This is a genomic window from Prauserella oleivorans, assembly GCF_042685745.1.
GTDB lineage: Bacteria > Actinomycetota > Actinomycetes > Mycobacteriales > Pseudonocardiaceae > Prauserella_A > Prauserella_A oleivorans.
Genome location: NZ_JBHUNT010000001.1, coordinates 376,701 through 392,278, shown reverse-complemented (window position 1 = coordinate 392,278; position 15,578 = coordinate 376,701). Strand labels below are relative to the sequence as shown.

15 protein-coding genes, 1 pseudogene and 1 riboswitch are annotated in these 15,578 nt (G+C 72.0%); of the genes and pseudogenes, 6 read left to right on the top strand and 10 right to left on the bottom strand.

Going from position 1 to position 15,578, the window contains the following annotated elements; translation table 11 throughout:
• Positions 1–147: 147 nt before the first annotated feature.
• The gene (locus ACFSZT_RS01865) at positions 148–1,491 is read left to right on the top strand and encodes a lysine N(6)-hydroxylase/L-ornithine N(5)-oxygenase family protein (protein ID WP_377387719.1); all 1,344 of its coding nucleotides are present in this window, start codon (positions 148–150) and stop codon (positions 1,489–1,491) included.
• A 40-nt stretch (positions 1,492–1,531) separates the two neighbouring features.
• Positions 1,532–1,726 (top strand): MbtH family protein, encoded by a 195-nt coding sequence (locus tag ACFSZT_RS01860; protein ID WP_377387717.1) that lies wholly within the window; start codon positions 1,532–1,534, stop codon positions 1,724–1,726.
• A 6-nt stretch (positions 1,727–1,732) separates the two neighbouring features.
• Here the strand turns inward: ACFSZT_RS01860 and ACFSZT_RS01855 are convergent, their stop codons facing one another.
• From ACFSZT_RS01855 to ACFSZT_RS01845, 3 genes are all read right to left on the bottom strand, one after another.
• Positions 1,733–2,047 (bottom strand): DMT family transporter, encoded by a 315-nt coding sequence (locus ACFSZT_RS01855; RefSeq protein WP_377387715.1) that lies wholly within the window; start codon positions 2,045–2,047, stop codon positions 1,733–1,735.
• A 10-nt stretch (positions 2,048–2,057) separates the two neighbouring features.
• Positions 2,058–2,122: riboswitch (guanidine-III (ykkC-III) riboswitch) on the bottom strand.
• Positions 2,123–2,771: 649 nt separating this feature from the next.
• Positions 2,772–3,554 (bottom strand): lysine transporter LysE, encoded by a 783-nt coding sequence (locus ACFSZT_RS01850; RefSeq protein WP_377387713.1) that lies wholly within the window; start codon positions 3,552–3,554, stop codon positions 2,772–2,774.
• A gap of 142 nt (positions 3,555–3,696) precedes the next feature.
• Positions 3,697–4,005, bottom strand: a complete 309-nt coding sequence (locus ACFSZT_RS01845) for an alanine-zipper protein (protein WP_377387837.1) — start codon at positions 4,003–4,005, stop codon at positions 3,697–3,699.
• 116 nt (positions 4,006–4,121) lie between these two features.
• On the opposite strand from ACFSZT_RS01845, the gene ACFSZT_RS01840 reads away from it, so the two are divergent.
• Positions 4,122–5,222, top strand: coding sequence for an HNH endonuclease signature motif containing protein (locus ACFSZT_RS01840; protein ID WP_377387711.1), 1,101 nt, complete (start codon positions 4,122–4,124; stop codon positions 5,220–5,222).
• A gap of 130 nt (positions 5,223–5,352) precedes the next feature.
• On the opposite strand, the gene ACFSZT_RS01835 is transcribed toward ACFSZT_RS01840, so the two are convergent.
• Together ACFSZT_RS01835 and ACFSZT_RS01830 are read right to left on the bottom strand one after the other, a co-directional pair.
• Positions 5,353–7,122, bottom strand: coding sequence for an ABC transporter ATP-binding protein (locus tag ACFSZT_RS01835; protein WP_377387709.1), 1,770 nt, complete (start codon positions 7,120–7,122; stop codon positions 5,353–5,355).
• Positions 7,119–8,804 (bottom strand): ABC transporter ATP-binding protein, encoded by a 1,686-nt coding sequence (locus tag ACFSZT_RS01830; protein ID WP_377387707.1) that lies wholly within the window; start codon positions 8,802–8,804, stop codon positions 7,119–7,121. Before ACFSZT_RS01830 ends, ACFSZT_RS01835 begins: the two co-directional genes overlap by 4 nt.
• A 95-nt stretch (positions 8,805–8,899) precedes the next feature.
• Between ACFSZT_RS01830 and ACFSZT_RS01825 the strand changes: the two genes are divergently transcribed.
• Genes ACFSZT_RS01825 through ACFSZT_RS01815 form a run of 3 tightly spaced genes read left to right on the top strand, consistent with a single transcriptional unit; the run spans position 8,900 to position 11,843 of the window.
• Positions 8,900–9,958, top strand: coding sequence for a FecCD family ABC transporter permease (locus tag ACFSZT_RS01825; protein WP_377387705.1), 1,059 nt, complete (start codon positions 8,900–8,902; stop codon positions 9,956–9,958).
• Between the two features lie 20 nt (positions 9,959–9,978).
• Positions 9,979–11,010, top strand: coding sequence for a FecCD family ABC transporter permease (locus ACFSZT_RS01820; RefSeq protein WP_377387703.1), 1,032 nt, complete (start codon positions 9,979–9,981; stop codon positions 11,008–11,010).
• A complete protein-coding gene (locus tag ACFSZT_RS01815; RefSeq protein ID WP_377387701.1) occupies positions 11,007–11,843 on the top strand; it encodes an ABC transporter ATP-binding protein in 837 nt (278 codons plus the stop codon). Before ACFSZT_RS01820 ends, ACFSZT_RS01815 begins: the two co-directional genes overlap by 4 nt.
• Here ACFSZT_RS01815 and purU read toward each other — a convergent pair.
• The 5 genes and pseudogenes from purU to ACFSZT_RS01790 form a co-directional block, all read right to left on the bottom strand.
• The gene (gene purU / locus ACFSZT_RS01810) at positions 11,796–12,665 is read right to left on the bottom strand and encodes a formyltetrahydrofolate deformylase (RefSeq protein ID WP_377387699.1); all 870 of its coding nucleotides are present in this window, start codon (positions 12,663–12,665) and stop codon (positions 11,796–11,798) included. The two genes, ACFSZT_RS01815 and purU, sit on opposite strands and share 48 nt — an antisense overlap.
• Before the next feature lie 25 nt (positions 12,666–12,690).
• A pseudogene (locus tag ACFSZT_RS01805) lies at positions 12,691–13,326 on the bottom strand (maleylpyruvate isomerase family mycothiol-dependent enzyme); the annotation flags it as partial.
• Positions 13,223–14,008 (bottom strand): DedA family protein, encoded by a 786-nt coding sequence (locus ACFSZT_RS01800; RefSeq protein WP_377387697.1) that lies wholly within the window; start codon positions 14,006–14,008, stop codon positions 13,223–13,225. The pseudogene ACFSZT_RS01805 and the gene ACFSZT_RS01800, both read right to left, overlap by 104 nt.
• Positions 14,001–14,684, bottom strand: coding sequence for a lysophospholipid acyltransferase family protein (locus tag ACFSZT_RS01795; RefSeq protein WP_377387835.1), 684 nt, complete (start codon positions 14,682–14,684; stop codon positions 14,001–14,003). The genes ACFSZT_RS01800 and ACFSZT_RS01795 overlap by 8 nt, the downstream gene beginning before the upstream one ends.
• Before the next feature lie 68 nt (positions 14,685–14,752).
• Positions 14,753–15,487, bottom strand: coding sequence for a GNAT family N-acetyltransferase (locus ACFSZT_RS01790; protein ID WP_377387695.1), 735 nt, complete (start codon positions 15,485–15,487; stop codon positions 14,753–14,755).
• Between the last annotated feature and the right edge of the window lie 91 nt (positions 15,488–15,578).

The window sequence follows — 15,578 nt, the reverse complement described above, 5'->3', positions numbered from 1 at the left end:
GCAAACGGGGCCTAGTGAAGCAAGGCTAGCCTAATCTTGCAAGCCTTCGGTCCGGAGTCGAGTATCACCCTCCAATGGACTAACTGAGGTACCCCTAAGTTAGGTTAGGGTTGCCTCCGTCTTGCTGCAACCGGCGATGGGACACGTATGTCACAGGCACTGCTGAAGGACGAGACACCGGTGTACGACCTGGTCGGCGTCGGCTTTGGACCGTCCAACCTGGCGCTGGCGATAGCGGTCGCCGAACACAACGCCGAGGCCAGCGCCGCGACGCAGCCGGTGACGGCGCACTTCCTGGAGCGTCAGGCCGGCTTCGGCTGGCACCGGGGAATGCTCATCGACGACGCCACCATGCAGGTGTCGTTCCTCAAAGACCTGGTGACACTGCGGAACCCGGCGAGCAAGTACAGCTTCCTGTCCTATCTCCACGCTCGCGGCAGGCTGGTCGACTTCGTCAACCACAAGAGCCTGTTCCCGTTGCGGGTCGAGTTCCACGACTACTTCGAGTGGGCGGCCGCGCAGGTGGACGACATGGTGTCGTACTCGCACGAGGTCGTCGCCGTGGAACCCGTTCTCGACGAGGGCAAGGTGGCCTACGTCGACGTCCGGTCGGCCAACGGCGAGGTCTACCGCGCCCGCAACCTGGTGCTGGCGACCGGGCTGAAGCCGTACCTGCCGGACGGCATCACCGCCTCCGACCGCGTGTGGCACAACAGCGAACTGCTGCACCGGGTCGACGACGTGGCCGGGGCGTCGCGGTTCGTCGTCGTCGGCGCGGGACAGAGCGCGGCCGAGGTGACGGCGTTCCTGCATGACCGGTTCCCGAAGGCCGAGGTGTGCTCGGTGTTCTCCCGGTTCGGCTACAGCCCCTCCGACGACAGCGCGTTCGCCAACCGCATCTTCGACCCCGCGTCGGTGGACGAGTTCTACGGTGCGCCCGAGCAGGTCAAGGAGCGCATCATGGACTATCACGCCAACACCAACTACTCCGTGGTGGACCTCGACCTCATCGACGAGCTCTACCGCAGGCTGTACCGGGAGAAGGTGCTCGGCGTCGAGCGGCTGCGGATCTTCCACGTCTCCCGCGCGGTCGAGGTGGTCGAGACCGACGACGGCGTGCGCACCACCATCGAGTCCCTGAGTACCGGCGAGAAGACCGTGCTCGACGCCGACATCGTGGTCTACTGCACCGGGTACCGGCCGGCCGACGTCACCGCGCAGCTCGGCGACGTCGCGCGGTACTGCGGCCGCGACGCCCAGGGCAGGCCGCGGGTGGAGCGGGACTACCGGTTGGAGACCCGCGCCGACATGACCGCGGGCATCTACCTGCAGGGCGGGAGCACCGAGCACACGCACGGCATCACCTCGTCGTTGCTGTCGAACAACGCCGTGCGTTCCGGCGAGATCCTCGGCTCCATCGTCCGCCGCCGGTCGGTGGGAGATCCCGATCGTGCCGAGGAGTTCGCCGTCAGCGGGCACCGTCCCGCGTGACGTGTGTGACGGAGAGAAGCCGACCCCGGGGAGGACAACCGTGACCAACCCGTTCGACGACCCGAACGGCCGCTACTACGTGCTCGTCAACGACGAGGATCAGCACTCGCTCTGGCCGTCCTTTGTAGACGTACCGGCGGGCTGGCGGGTCGTGTTCGGCGAGGACACGCGCGACGCGTGCCTCGCCTACGTCGAGGAACACTGGACCGATCTTCGGCCGGCGAGCATTCGCTGACCGGGCTCAGTGCGTGACCTTGAGGCCGATCACGCACCCGATGATCCCGGCGAGGAAGAGCATCTTCAACGCCGACGCGGGCTCGTCACCGGCGAGCATCGCGTACACGACAGTGCCCACCGCGCCGATGCCGACCCATACCGCGTAGGCCGTTCCCACGGGCAGGTCGCGCATCGCGTACGCCAGTCCGGACATACTCGCCGCCAGTGCGGCGAAGAACACCACGGACGGGCCGAGCCTGCTCAAACCGTCCGACTTGCCGAGCGCGGTCGCCCACACGGCTTCCATCAGGCCGGAGACGACCAACACCACCCACGACATGACAACCTCCTGCGGGCCGTCTTGTCGCGCGCCGGGTACGGCACCCCTCGTCCGGGAGCCCAGGCCGGGCTCGTGTCCACGTTCTCACAGCCGCGCGCCGGCGCGACGACCCGGGCGGCCCCACCGGGGCGTCACGACCGGCCGTCCGCGAACCGGACGCTGCGCAGGACGTCCGCGGCCGTGGCCGCGTAGGCGGCCAGCTGCCGGGACCGGGCGTGGTGAGCGTCAGGACGAGCCGACGGCCGGTTCGCGGAACCGGGACGGTGGCGGACGGTTGCACGGCGGGCAGCGCCGGTGCTCCCGCGCCGAGGGTAACGGTGAGGCCGCGTGTCGTGATCTCGGCCTCGCCACACGGCAACCGCACTTGGTGGGCGTGCTGCCGTCGCGGCCGCTCGTCGGCGCCGAGCCCGTGCAGGATGCCGGCGCCGGTGGGTTCCAGTCCGATGAGGAGGGATACGGCGCTGATCGGCGGGGTCGTGCCATCGCAGGTGATTCCGAAATGCAGCAGGGAAATCGGCCCACCAGGACGCGCGGCCGCTCGTACTCGATCGCGAGCGCCCGGCGTTGTTCGCAGAAGACAGCCGCAGTCCACAGGCCGTATGCCGCGTGGATCGACGACGCTGTCGCCTCAGCGGTCGGTCGGCGGATCACCGCCTGGCCAGCCGGGGATGGCCGTGTGCCGCTGATGAGTTTCCCCGGACATCTCCGTTGCGGGCTCGATCGATCACCATGCGTCCTCTGCGAGTATGCCGACAGCCAGACCGGCCACCACGACGCTCGACACCACAGCGGTCGCGAGGCGCCCGCGTGGGCCGGTGACGAACCTGCCCAGCACGGCACCTCCGCAGACCAGGGTGAGCTGCCAGCTGGCCGACGCGGCGAATGCGGCCAGCACGAACATCGTGCCGGTGGTGGGCGTTCCGGCCAGGCGTGCGCCGTCGCCGAGGACGAGCGCGGCGAAGTAGGCGACGGTCGCCGGGTTGAGCGCGGTGATGGCGAGCAGGGTCGCGTACGCGCGGCTCGGCGTCGCGGTCGGGGCGGCTCGGAGATGGCCTGGGTGCCCGGCTCGGGCCCGGTGACCCTGGCCGCGAGCGTGCCCGGCTCGGACCCGGTGACCCTGGCCGCGACGGAGGTGGCCGGATTGCTTGCCGCGCCGGAATCGCGCGATGGGGGACGTGGCGATCCGGAGGTGGTCGGGTTGCCTGCCACGTCGGAATCGCGCGATCGCCGCGCCCCCGACGGTCACGGCGATCGCGACGAGCACCGCAGCCGACGTCCAGCGCAGTGGCGTCGCCACCGGCTCCAGCGTGTTCGCCACGGCCGCTCCGCCGAGCACGGCGACGAGCGCGTAGCCGCCGTCGGCGCTCGCCGCCCCGAGCGCCGCGGCGATGCGCACCGCCCGGCGATCGGTGAGTGCCGACAGCGTCACCAGGTAGACGCCGACCGCGCCGACCGGCACCGCGATGCCGTAACCGGCGGCGAGGCCGGCGACGAGCGCCGCGGTCACGGGCGTTCGGCGGTCGACCTCCGTGCCGGCGCGGTCTGCTGCTGGGCCGCCACGGGCGAGCCGGGCGTCAGCAGGTGGGTGTGGGTGCCGTAGGCGGTCATGTGCCGATGATGCTCTGTCCGGGTTGGACGGTGCAACCGATTTACGTGGGTGTTGGTGAGGCGGTGGTTGGCGTGTCGGCCGTTCCCGTTGCCGTGTTCGCTTCTCGCGTCGCTGTGTTGGCCGTCTGCGTCGCCGTGTTTGCCGTTCCGGTAGCTGTGTTGGCCGTTCCCGTAGCCGTGTCCGCGGTTCCTGTAGCGGTGTCCGCCGTCCATGGCAATGAATTCGTTCGACGCTGACAGAAGGCCGGAATTTCCGTCAGGGGACCATTGGTGTGGTTGCCTTGGTTGCTTGGGTGGTTGGGTTTCAGGCACGCCTTCGGCGCGCCGTGGGAAACTGCCGCTCCACACATCACCGTGCTCTGGCTGTTTACTAGCGGCAGTTCCCCACGGGACGGGTTTCGTGGTCGCGTTCCGTTGTTTTTCGGTTCACTCGTATGATTCGGTATTTCGCGGTAGAATCGTTGGTATGGGGGAAAATTCTCTTGATGAGGTCATTCGACTGGAGCGGGAGATCGCTCGGCTGCAGGCGTTGCAGGTGCGGGCTTTGGTGGAGTATTCGGCGTCGCGGGATGATGCTGCGGATGTGGCGTCGGAAGTGGCGCTGGGGTTGGCGATTTCGGATAATGCGGCGCGGATCAAAATAGGGTTGGCGCGGGATTTGGTGACTCGGCTTCCGGAAACGTTGGGTGCGTTGTCGCGGGGTGACATTGATTTGTACAAGGCGTCGAAGGTGTCGGAGCCGACAGCGGTCCTCGCCGATGACATGGCCGGGGAAGTGGACGCGCTCGTTTCTGGGCGATTGGCCGGGCGGGATGCCTCGTCGATTCGGCGGATGGTGAACCGTGCGGTGTACAAGGTGGATCCGGAGGGTGCTGCGGCGCGGGCGGAGGCGCGGCGGCGGGAACGGCGGGTGGAGTTGCGGCACGGCGATGATGCGATGGCCACGCTGGTCGCCGAGCTGCCCGCCGAGGTGGCCTCGGCGGCCTATGCCCGGATCGATCGGTGTGCCCGCGCGCTGCGCAACGCCGGTGACGGCCGGACCATGGATCAGCTGCGGGCCGACGTGTTCGCCGATCTCCTGCTCAGCCGGACTCCGGGTGGTGGCTCATCGAGGGCGGAGATCTTCGTGTACATCGACGTCGCCACCCTGGTTGGCCTGTCGACCAACCCGGCCGAGTTGGCCGGGCACGGCCCGCTGCCCGCCTCGATCGCGCGGGCGATCGCCTTCGACCCCAATTCCACCTGGCGGCGCATCATCACCGACCCGCACACCGGCGCCCCGATCGACGTGGGCCGGGAACGCTACCGGCCGCCCGCCGTCACCGCCGACCACGTCACGATCCGCGACCGCGAATGCCGGTTCCCGACCTGCCACCGCCCGGCGCACTTTGTCGATCTCGACCACGTCATCCCATACCAGCGCAACGGCGACACCAACACCGCCAACCTCATCGGACTCTGCCGACGCCACCACCGCACCAAACACACCCCCGGCTGGCGATTCCACCTCACCGACACCGGAGCCCTGCGCATCACCACCCCCACCGGCCACACCTACCGGTCGTAACGCGCCGGCCGGACGTCGCGACCGTGGTCGATAGTGCGTACCGGGGCAACGGACTCCACCGCCACCGCCGCCACCGACGGCGTGAACTGGAACACCAGACCACGGAACACCGAAGGTCACAAACCCGAACTCACCCACCACCCCGCTCCCGCCCGGCGGACCAAGCCGTCCACAAGGCGGCGTACCGGCCACCGGCCGCGACGAGCTGATCGTGCGTGCCGGACTCGACGACGCGCCCGGCGTCGAGGACGACGATCCGGTCAGCGGCCGCGGCCTGCGTAAGCCGGTGGGCGACGACGAGCGCGGTGCGTCCCTCGAGCGCGTTGGCCGCGGCCCGCTCGAGCACGCGCGCGCCCGCACTGCCCGCCTCGGCGGTCGCCTCGTCGAGGATCGCGATCGGCGGGTCCGCCAGCATGAGCCGCGCCAGCGCGAGCTGCTGCGCCTGCGTCACCGTGAGCCGATGCCCTCCCTCGCCGACCACAGTGGACAGTCCGTTCGGCAGTGCGTCGGCCCATGCGAGAGCGTCGACGCGGGCGAGCGCGGCGCGCAGCTGGTCGTCGGTGGCGTCCGGGCGGGCGAGCCGGAGATCGTCGGCGAGCGGCCCCGCGAAGACGTGCACCTCCTGGCTGACGAGGGCCACCGCGCGCCGAGTGCCGCCGGGCCCGAGCTCGTCGAGCGGCACGCCGCCGAGCGCGATGGAACCCCGGGAGGGCCGGTGGATGCCCGCGACGAGCTTGGCGAGCGTCGTCTTGCCCGCCCCACTCGCGCCGACCAGGGCCACCCGCTCGCCGGGGGCGATGTCGAGGTCCACGTCGCGCAGCACGTCGTGGCCCGGCACGTAGGCGTGGCCGACACCCGCGGCCTTCATCGACGCGTCGAGCGGCCGCCGCGCCACGCCGGCCCCCGGCGAGCCGGACTCGCCGGGCAGGTCGGCCACCCCGATGAGACGGGACAGGCTTGCCGCCGCCGACTGCGCGTCGTCGACGAGCGCGAGTGCGGCGTTGATCGGGTTGAACAGGCTGTGGAAGTACAGTGCCGCGGCCGTGGCGGTACCGAGGGTCGCCGCGCCGTTGCCGACCAGCACGAACCCGGCCACGAGCACCGCGGCGAGCCCCATGTACTCGGCCAGATTCAGCCGCGAGAAGAACCGCGTCGTCAGCCGGGTGGCGCGCATGGTGACGTCCACGACGTCCTGCGAGCGCCCGCGCACGCGGTCGACGTGCTCGCCGGCGAGCCGGAACGCGCGCACCGTGCGCGCACCGCCGACCGTGTCGAGCAGCTGCTGTTGCTGGGCGCCCTCCTTGACGCGCTGCTCGGCGTACAGCGGGTTCGCTCGACGCACGTACCAGCGCACCGTGTGCAGCTGGATCGGCGCGGCCAGCAGCGCGGCGAGCAGGAACCGCCAGTCGAGCACGGTCAGCGCGCCCAGCGTGAGCACGATCGTCAGCACCGACCGGCCGAGCTCCGGCAGCGCCTCGCGGACCGACCTGGCCACGACGGCGACGTCGTTGGTCACCCGCGACGTGAGGTCGCCCGCGCCTGCCTGCTCGACGCGTTCCAGCGGCAGGTTCAGCGCCCGCTCGATGAACCGTTCCCGCAGGCTCGCCAGCATCCCCTCACCCAGCCGGGACACCAGAGCCAGTCCCCACGCGTTCGCGGCTCCGCGCACCAGCGCCACCACGCCGAGCAGCAGCACCGGCACGGTGAAGCCGGTCTCGCCGCCCGCCACGAGATCCACGATGTGCCCGAGCAGGGGAGCGGTCAGCAGGCCCACCGCCGTGGCCGCGGTCAACACGCCGAACGCCGCGCACGCCAGTACCTTGCGCGACGCCAGCAGCTCGCGCACGGCCGCGGCCGTGCGCTTGCCGGTGGCGGTGGGCAGGAGCGCGCGGGTGGTCACGACAGCACCACCGACCGGTAGCCCGCGTCGGTGTCGACCAGTTCGGCGTGGGTGCCGTGCGCGCTCACGCGGCCGCCGCCGAGCACCACCACGCGGTCGGTGACGGCCAGCAGTGCCGGGCTCGTGGTGACGAGGACGGTCGTGCGGCCCTGCCGGATCTTCCGGAGCTCCCGCGCGATCCGGTGCTCGGTGACCGCGTCGACGGCCGTGGTCGGGTCGTGCAGTACCAGGACCGGCGGGTCGGCGGCCAGCGCCCGTGCGAGCGCGACGCGTTGCCGCTGCCCGCCCGAGAGGGACCGTCCGTGCTCGGCCACCGTCGTGTGCACGCCGTGCGGCAGCGACTCGGCGACCTCGTCCGCGGCCGACGCCGCGAGCGCCGCGTCGATGTGGGCGTGCGCGGAGGCCGCCGCGGTCACGACGTTGTCGAGGAGACTGCCCTCGAAAAGGTCGGCGTCGTGCGCGGCGACGAGCACGGCCCGACGCAGGTGATCGGGATCGAGGTCGGTGAAGGCCAGCTCGTCCAGCTCGACGCGGCCGTGGGCGGGGTCGGCCTCCCGGCCGAGGCATTCCAGCAGGTGGGTCGCCGCGGCCGGATCGCCCGCCACCACGCCGAGCAGCTCGCCGGGCTCGACGTCGAGGTCCAACCCGTCGAGGCTGCCGTGGCACACGCCCCGCAGCCGCAACCGCCCGCGTACCCGGCCGGGGAGCGCACCCTCGCCGACCGGCACCGCGGGCCGCGCGGCGAGCACCGACCCGACCCGCTCCGCCGACGCCCGGGCCTGGGCGAGCTGGCCACCCGCCCACGCGAAGATCTGGAACGGACCGAGCAGGTACTGCGCCAGGCCGACGGCCGCGACGAGCCCGCCGACCGTGATCGACCCCTCGGCGGCCAGCCGCGCCCCGACCAGGGCCACCACGGCGATGAAGACGCCGGTGAGGGCGAGAATCGCGCCGTCGTGCCCGGCATGGGCGCGGGCCGCGCGCAGGGTCGCCGCGAAGGAGTCCCGGCTCGTGCGCCGGTACCGCGACACGGCCGCCGCCTCGGCGCCGATGCCCTTGAGCACCCGCAACCCCGACACCAGGTCGGCCGCGACGCCCGACGCGTGCGCGGCCCGTTCCTGCTCGACGCCGCTGCGCCGCTCGAGCGGGCGGCCGATGAGGTGGATCAGCCACAGCAGCGGCGGCGTCCCGAGCAGCACGAGCAACCCGAGCGGCACCGAGATCCGCAGCAGTGCGACCGCACTGACCAGCAGCCCGAGGAGCCCGGCGATCGCGAACGGCAACGCCGTGCCGATCGCGCCGACCCGCTTGGCGTCGCCGGTCGCGATGGTGACGAGCGCCCCGGGCAGCCGGCCGGCCTCGGCCCCGCCGCGCGGATCGAGCACCCGTTCGGCAAGCCGCACCCGCAGCCCGTGCGCGGCCTGCTCGGCAGCGCGCTCGGCGGCGCGGGCGGCGAAGCGATAGCTGAGCGAAAGCGTGGCGAAGACGGCCGCGAGCACGACGAGCCAGCGCAGCAGCGCCGGGAGCGATCCGGTGTCCACGGCCTCGTCGATCACCACGCCGACGATCACCGGAACGAGCGCCTCACCGCCCTGGTGCAGCGCCGCGAACACGGAGGCGCCGGCGAGCAGGCGGCCTTGCCCGAAGACGGCATCCCGAAGCACGCTGCGGCCCGTCGGCATGCCTGCGATCACCCTCCCCGGACGACGGCGAACGGCGACTGTGAGCCCGTCCGGTCCGATGGACCGCGAGTCACCCGTTCGGTTAGGCTCACCTTATGTCCTTGACCACGTCGCCGGCGCACCAGTCGACGGGCGACGTGGCGCCTCCACGGCGGTCCGCGAGCGCCCTGCGCGGCGTGGGCCTGCTGGTGTCCGTGGCCGTGCTCGTGCTGCTCGGCCTGCTCAGCATCTGGCTCGGCTCGAAGAGCATCCCGTTCACGGCGACGTGGAGTGTCCTGTGGGACAACGACGGATCCGCCGACGCGGTCGTCATCCACGACTACCGCATCCCGCGGACCCTGCTCGCGATGCTCGTCGGCGCCGCCCTCGGCCTCGCCGGCGCGCTGATGCAGGCGCTGACCCGCAACCCGCTCGCCGACCCCGGACTGCTCGGCATCACGATGGGCGCCTCGACCGGCGTGGTGGCCGCGCTCGCGTTCGTCGGGGTCTCCTCGGTGCTCGGCTACGTGTGGTTCGCCTTCGCGGGAGCCGCCGTCGCCTCGCTGGTAGTGTACGCGCTGGGCAGCGCGGGCGCGCGCACCGCGACGCCGGAACGGCTCGTGATCGCGGGCGCCGCGGTGACGGCCGTGCTGTTCGCCGTCAACAGCGCGGTGCTGCTCACCGACCCCGGGGCCTTCGAGGAGTTCCGCTTCTGGCAGGTCGGCTCGCTCGCGGGGCGCTACTACGACGTGCTGGTGCCCGTGCTGCCGTTCATCGCCGCCGGGATCGTCGTCGCCCTGCTGCTGATGCGCCAGCTCAACGCGCTCGCCATGGGTGACGAGCTCGGCCGCGCGCTGGGCGCGCACCCCGATCGCATCCGGGTGGTCGGTGCCGTCGCGATCACGCTGCTGTGCGGCGCGGCCACCGCCGCCGTCGGACCGATCGGTTTCGTCGGACTCGCGGTGCCGCACGTGGCGCGGTTCGTCGCGGGACCCGACCAGCGCTGGGTGTTGCCGTACTCGCTCGTGCTCGCCCCGACGCTGCTCGTGGGCGCGGACCTCGTCGGCCGGATCATCGCGCCGCCGTCGGAGGTCCAGGTGGGCATCGTGACCGCCGCGATCGGCGTCCCCGTGTTCCTGGCCCTGTGCCGCAAGCGAAAGCTGGCCGCCCTGTGACCCCCGTGGTGACCGGGCGTGTGCTGAGGACCCGGCGGGAAGGGCTCGCGGTGCGGGTGCGGGGTCGCTCGATCGCCGTGGGCGGGGTGGCCGCCGTCGCGCTGCTGGCCGTCATGATGCTCACGCTCACCACGGGCGAGTTCGAGCTCTCCGTCGACGAGGTCCTGCTGTCCGTGCTGGGGCAGGGTGACGGTGCCGCCGACTTCATCGTCAACACGCTGCGCCTGCCGCGGCTGCTCACCGCCGTGCTCGTGGGCGCGGCGCTCGCCGCCAGCGGTGCCATCCTGCAGAGCCTCACGCGCAACCCGCTCGGCAGCCCCGACATCATCGGGTTCACCAACGGCGCTTCCACCGGCGCGCTGCTGGTGATCATCGTGGTCGGCGGCAGCATGGTCGAGGTCTCGCTGGGCGCGCTCGCCGGGGCGGTCACGGCGGCGCTGCTGATCTACCTGCTCGCCTTCACGCGCGGTGCGCAGGGCCTGCGGTTCGTGCTCATGGGCATCGGCATCAACGCCCTCGCCGTGGCGCTCAACTCCTACCTCATCACGCGCGCCAACCTCCACGACGCGCTCACCGCGCAGTCCTGGCTGGTCGGCAGTGTCAACTCGCGCGGCTGGGAACACGTCACCGCGGCCGCGCTCGCGCTCGCCGTGCTGCTGCCGCTCGCCCTCTACCACGCGCGGCCGCTCGCGATGATGGAACTGGGGGAGGACTCGGCGAAGGCACTCGGGGTGAACGTCCCGCGCAGCCGTGCCGCGCTGATCCTCGCGAGCGTGCTGCTCGCAGCGGTCGCGACGGCCGCGGCCGGACCGATCACCTTCGTCGCGCTCGCCGCACCGCAGCTCGCGCGCACGCTCACCCGTTCGCCCGCTCCGGGGCTGGTGACCTCCGCGCTCGTCGGCGCGCTGCTGCTGGCTGCCGGCGACTACGCGGTCCAGCAGCTGTTCCCGGCCTCGCAACTGCCGGTGGGCACCGCGACCGGCTGCATCGGCGGGCTGTACTTGATCTGGTTGTTGGCGTCTGAATGGCGCGGGAAGGGCAGGTACACATGACGAGGCTCCATGCCGAGCACCTCACGCTCGCCTACGAGCAGACCACCGTGGCCACCGACCTCGGAGTGGAGATTCCCGACGGCTCGTTCACGGTGATCGTCGGCCCCAACGCGTGTGGCAAGTCGACCCTGCTCAAGGCGCTGGCCCGCATGCTCAAGCCCAAGGCGGGCGGCGTGTATCTCGACGGCAGGCTGATCTCGGCCTACCGCTCCCGCGAGGTGGCGCGGCGGCTCGGACTGCTGCCGCAGACGTCGATCGCCCCGAACGGCATCACGGTCGGCGACCTCGTCGCGCGCGGCCGCTACCCGCACCAGAAGCTGCTCAAGCAGTGGTCGTCGGAGGACGAGGCGGTGGTGACCGAGTCGATGCGGCTCACCGGGGTGCTCGACCTCGCCGACCGGCTCGTCGACGAGCTCTCCGGTGGCCAGCGGCAGCGCGTGTGGCTGGCGATGGTGCTCGCCCAGCAGACGTCGATCCTGCTGCTCGACGAGCCGACGACGTTTCTCGACATCGCCCACCAGGTCGAGGTGCTGGACCTGTGCGCCGACCTGCACGAGGACGGCGGGCACACGCTCGTCGCCGTGCTGCACGACCTCAACCAGGCCTGCCGCTACGCCACCCACCTCATCGTCATGCGCCCGGGCGGCGTCATCGCGGCGCAGGGCGACCCATCGGAGATCATCACGGCCGGGCTCGTCGAGGAGGTGTTCGGCCTGCCGTGCCGCGTGATCGACGACCCGGAGACCGGCACCCCGCTGATCGTGCCCAACCGGCGGGTGCGCAAGTCAGAACACGACCGTCCGGTTGCCGTGCACGAGCACGCGGCCCTCTAGGTGCCAGCGCAGGCCACGGGCGAGGGTGATCTTCTCGATGTCGCGGCCCTTGCGGACCATGTCGGCCACCGTGTCGCCGTGGTCGACGCGGATGACGTCCTGCTCGATGATCGGCCCCGCGTCGAGGTCGGCCGTCACGTAGTGGCACGTCGCGCCGACGAGCTTCACGCCGCGCGCGTACGCCTGGTGGTACGGGCGCGCGCCGACGAACGAGGGCAGGAAGCTGTGGTGGATGTTGATGGCGCGGCCCTCCCACGCCTCGCACAGCTCGGCGGGGAGGATCTGCATGAACCGCGCCAGCACCACCGCGTGCGGGTCGTGCTCGTCGACGAGCTTGGCGACCTCGGCGAACGCGGCCTGCTTCTCCTCGGGATCGCTGCCGAACGGCACGTGATGGAACGGGATGCCGTGGGCGCGGGTGATGTCGGCGAGGTTGTCGTGGTTGCCGATGACCGCGCGCACGTCGACGTCCAGCTCACCGGAGGCGACCCGGCCCAGCAGGTCGTAGAGGCAGTGCCCCTCCTTCGACACGAGGACCACCATGCGCCTGCGCTCGCCGCTGTCGTCGACCCGCCAGTTGGACTCGGCTCCCAGCGACCGCGCGACTCCGGCGAACCGGGCGCGCAGCTCCTCGACGTCGAACGGGATCGACTCGGCCTTCACCACCTGGCGGGTGAAGAACCAGCCGGTGTCCGGGTCGGTGTAGTAGGCGGCCTCGGTGATCCAGCCGCCGACCTCGGCGAGGAACGAGGAGATCCGCGCCACGATCCCGGTGCGGTCGGGGCAGCCGAAGGTGATGACATATCTACGCGAGTCAGGCACGGCTCCCCATTCTCGCGCCTGCCCGTCACGGAGCCGCGAGCGGCTCCAGCAACGCGGCGTCGCCCGTGATCGTCACCGTGCTCGGCCTGCGCCAGAGTGCCTTGTACACGGCGTCGGCGTCGCCCTCGATGGTGAGCTCGGCTTCGAACGGTTGCTCGTCGAACTGCGGTGCCTCGCCGGGCGCCAGCTTGAGCGACCACAGTCTGCCCGCGTCCTCGGCGTGCACGAGCACGCTGCCCTTCGCGGTGAAGGCGCTCCAGTCGGCGCGCCGGTAGACGATCATGGCGAGCACCTCGTCGATGCCGTCCGCGGCGAACGCGGGATCGAAGGTCACCGGATCCTCGCGCGCCGCCAGTTCCGCGTCGACCCGGTGGATGGCGGCCTCGTGCGCCTGCCTGCGTGCCCACGAGCCGACCGTCGGCGAGTGCGACGGGAAGACCATCTGGGCCGGTGCGTCCGGTCCGGCGTCGAACGCGGCCCGCAGCGCGGCGCGCTGCTCGTCCCACCAGGCCAGCAGGCCGTCCCAGTCGTCCGGTGGCGTCCCCGCGCGGGCGCCTTCACCGTGCGGGTCGGCGATGGCGGCGACCACCCACGACTGCACTCTGGCGAGGTGCCGCACCAGTCGCCGGATAGTCCATTTCGGACAGGTCGGTACGGGTTCGTCCGGACCGGCGGCGATCGCGGCCCTGCGCAGGCCGGCGTTGTGCTCCTCGATCGCCGCGACGTGCGTCGCGTAGTCCACGGCGCGAGAGTAGCCGCCGCCCCAGCTCCACGCACGCGAGGCAGCCGAGCCCGGCGCCGAACGCGAGCAGCAGCCCCTTGCCCGGCTCGTCGGCGAATCCGGCGGCGCCGAGCAGGCCGATCAGCACCGAGTAGATCGCCCACACGGTGGTGCCGACGGCGTCGAGTGCCACGAACCGGCCGAGGGGGTAACGCAGGCTGCCGGTCGCGAGTGCCGAGGCCACCCGCCCACCGGGGACGTAGCGGCCCGCGATGACGAGCACGGCGCCGTGCCGGTCCAGCTGCTCCCGTGCCCAGGCGTACCGCCGACGGCCGCGTTCGGTGCGTTGCAGCCTCGTCAGCGTGCGCGGCCCGGCGCCGCGCGCGATGCCGTGCCCGAAGCAGTCGCCCGCCAGCGCTCCGACGGCGGCCACCACCGTGAGCAGCGCGAGCCCGCCCACGTCCGGCCCCAGCAGCACCGCCACCGTGATGACCGTCGTCTCGCTCGGCATGAACGGCAACAACGCGTCCAGTCCCGCGACGACGAACACCACCAGCCACAACCACGGCGAATCGAGCTGGCTCTGCAGCACGGCGGTGAGGTCGTGCAGCAGCTCAAACACCGGCGGGCTCCCGGCCGAGCACGGCAGCGCGCGCCTGCTCGGCCAGCGACCGCCGGTCACCCTGCGGCGGCAGCGCGGGGTGGACGTCCACGCGCAGGGTCAGCTCCCTCGCCCGCGCGACGCGGCCCACCGACGTGGCCAGGCCGTCGTCGCCGACGAACGCGGCCACGGTGGTGGGCTCGCCGCGCTGGAGATACGTCAGGGTGACGGGGCGGATCGGCGCCCTGGCGTCGAGCGCGGCCTGGAACACCGCCCGCCGGAACGGGCCGCCCGGCGGCGAGCACCACGTGGTCGCCTCCGGGAACACCGCCACCGACCGGCCGGCGCGCAGCCGCTCCGCCACCGCCGCCACGGCCTCCGGCAGCGTGCGCAGCGCCCAGCGGTCCACGAACACCGTGTCCACGCGCCGCGCCAGCGAGCCGAACACCGGCCAGCGCGCTATTTCCCGCTTCGCGAGGAAGGTCACCGGCTCGAGGGCCAGCAGGCCCACGATGTCCAGCCACGACACGTGGTTGGCGACGATCAGCGTGCCCGGGCCGCCTGGCACGCTCGGCCGCTCACCGTCTGTGTCCAGCCTGATGCCGAGGGCGCGCAGGGCCTCCGCGGCGCGGTTGCCGATGTCTCCGCGTCGCGCGAGGGTTTCCGCCAGCGCCGCACCCCGCCGCACGGCTTCCATGGTGCTCACCGGGGCCAACCGGTGTGTGACGCAGCGTGAAGAACACGGTGAACATGCGCGCCACGGGTTCACCGGCCGGCTCCCAGGAGGTAACGCAGGTAGCGCTCGTCCAGCTGCGCCATCGGCAGCAGGAGGAAGAAGTCGGCGACGGCGAAGTCCTCGTCGTGCGCGGGCGGTCCGCACACCCACGCACCCAGGCGCAGGTACCCGCGCACCAGCGGCGGCAGGTCCGCGTACCTCGGCCGCAGGCCACGCGACCGCGACGGGATCCACGGCCGGTGCGGCAGCACGCGGTACTCGGCGGGGGAGGCGTGCTTGGTGGAGGCCACATGCCACGTGCTCGCGGCCGCCAGCCCGCCGTCGGCCAGCGGCACCGACGCGCAGCCGCCGAGGTAGCGGTGCCCGGACAGCAGCGCGTACCGGGCGAGCGCCGACCACATCAGTGTGATCACCGCGCCGCCGCGGTGGCCCGGATGCACGCAGGAGCGGCCGGTCTCGAGCAGCGTGTGCCGCAGCGGGTCCAGGTTCGCCAGGTCGAACTCCGTCGACGAGTACAGCCGCCGGGACCGCCCGGGCGGCAGCAGCCGGTAGGTACCCACCACCTCGCCGGTCGGTTCGTGCGTGACGATCAGGTGGTCGCACACCTCGTCGAACGGGTCCGCGTCGAGCTCGCCGGGCAGCTCGGCCCCCAGCTCGTCGCGGAAGACGGTGGTGCGCAGCCGCTGGGCCGCGCGGATCTGCTCCGGTGTGTCGGCGATTCCGGCCGTGTAGGCCCGGATCGGTACGGTGGACAACGCGGGCATGGGTGTCTCCGTTCGTGTGGTGTCGAGAGGTGCTCCGCTCGCGATCGGGGGTCGCCGAGTGGCCGCTCGGCGACCCCCACTGGTGCGAGAC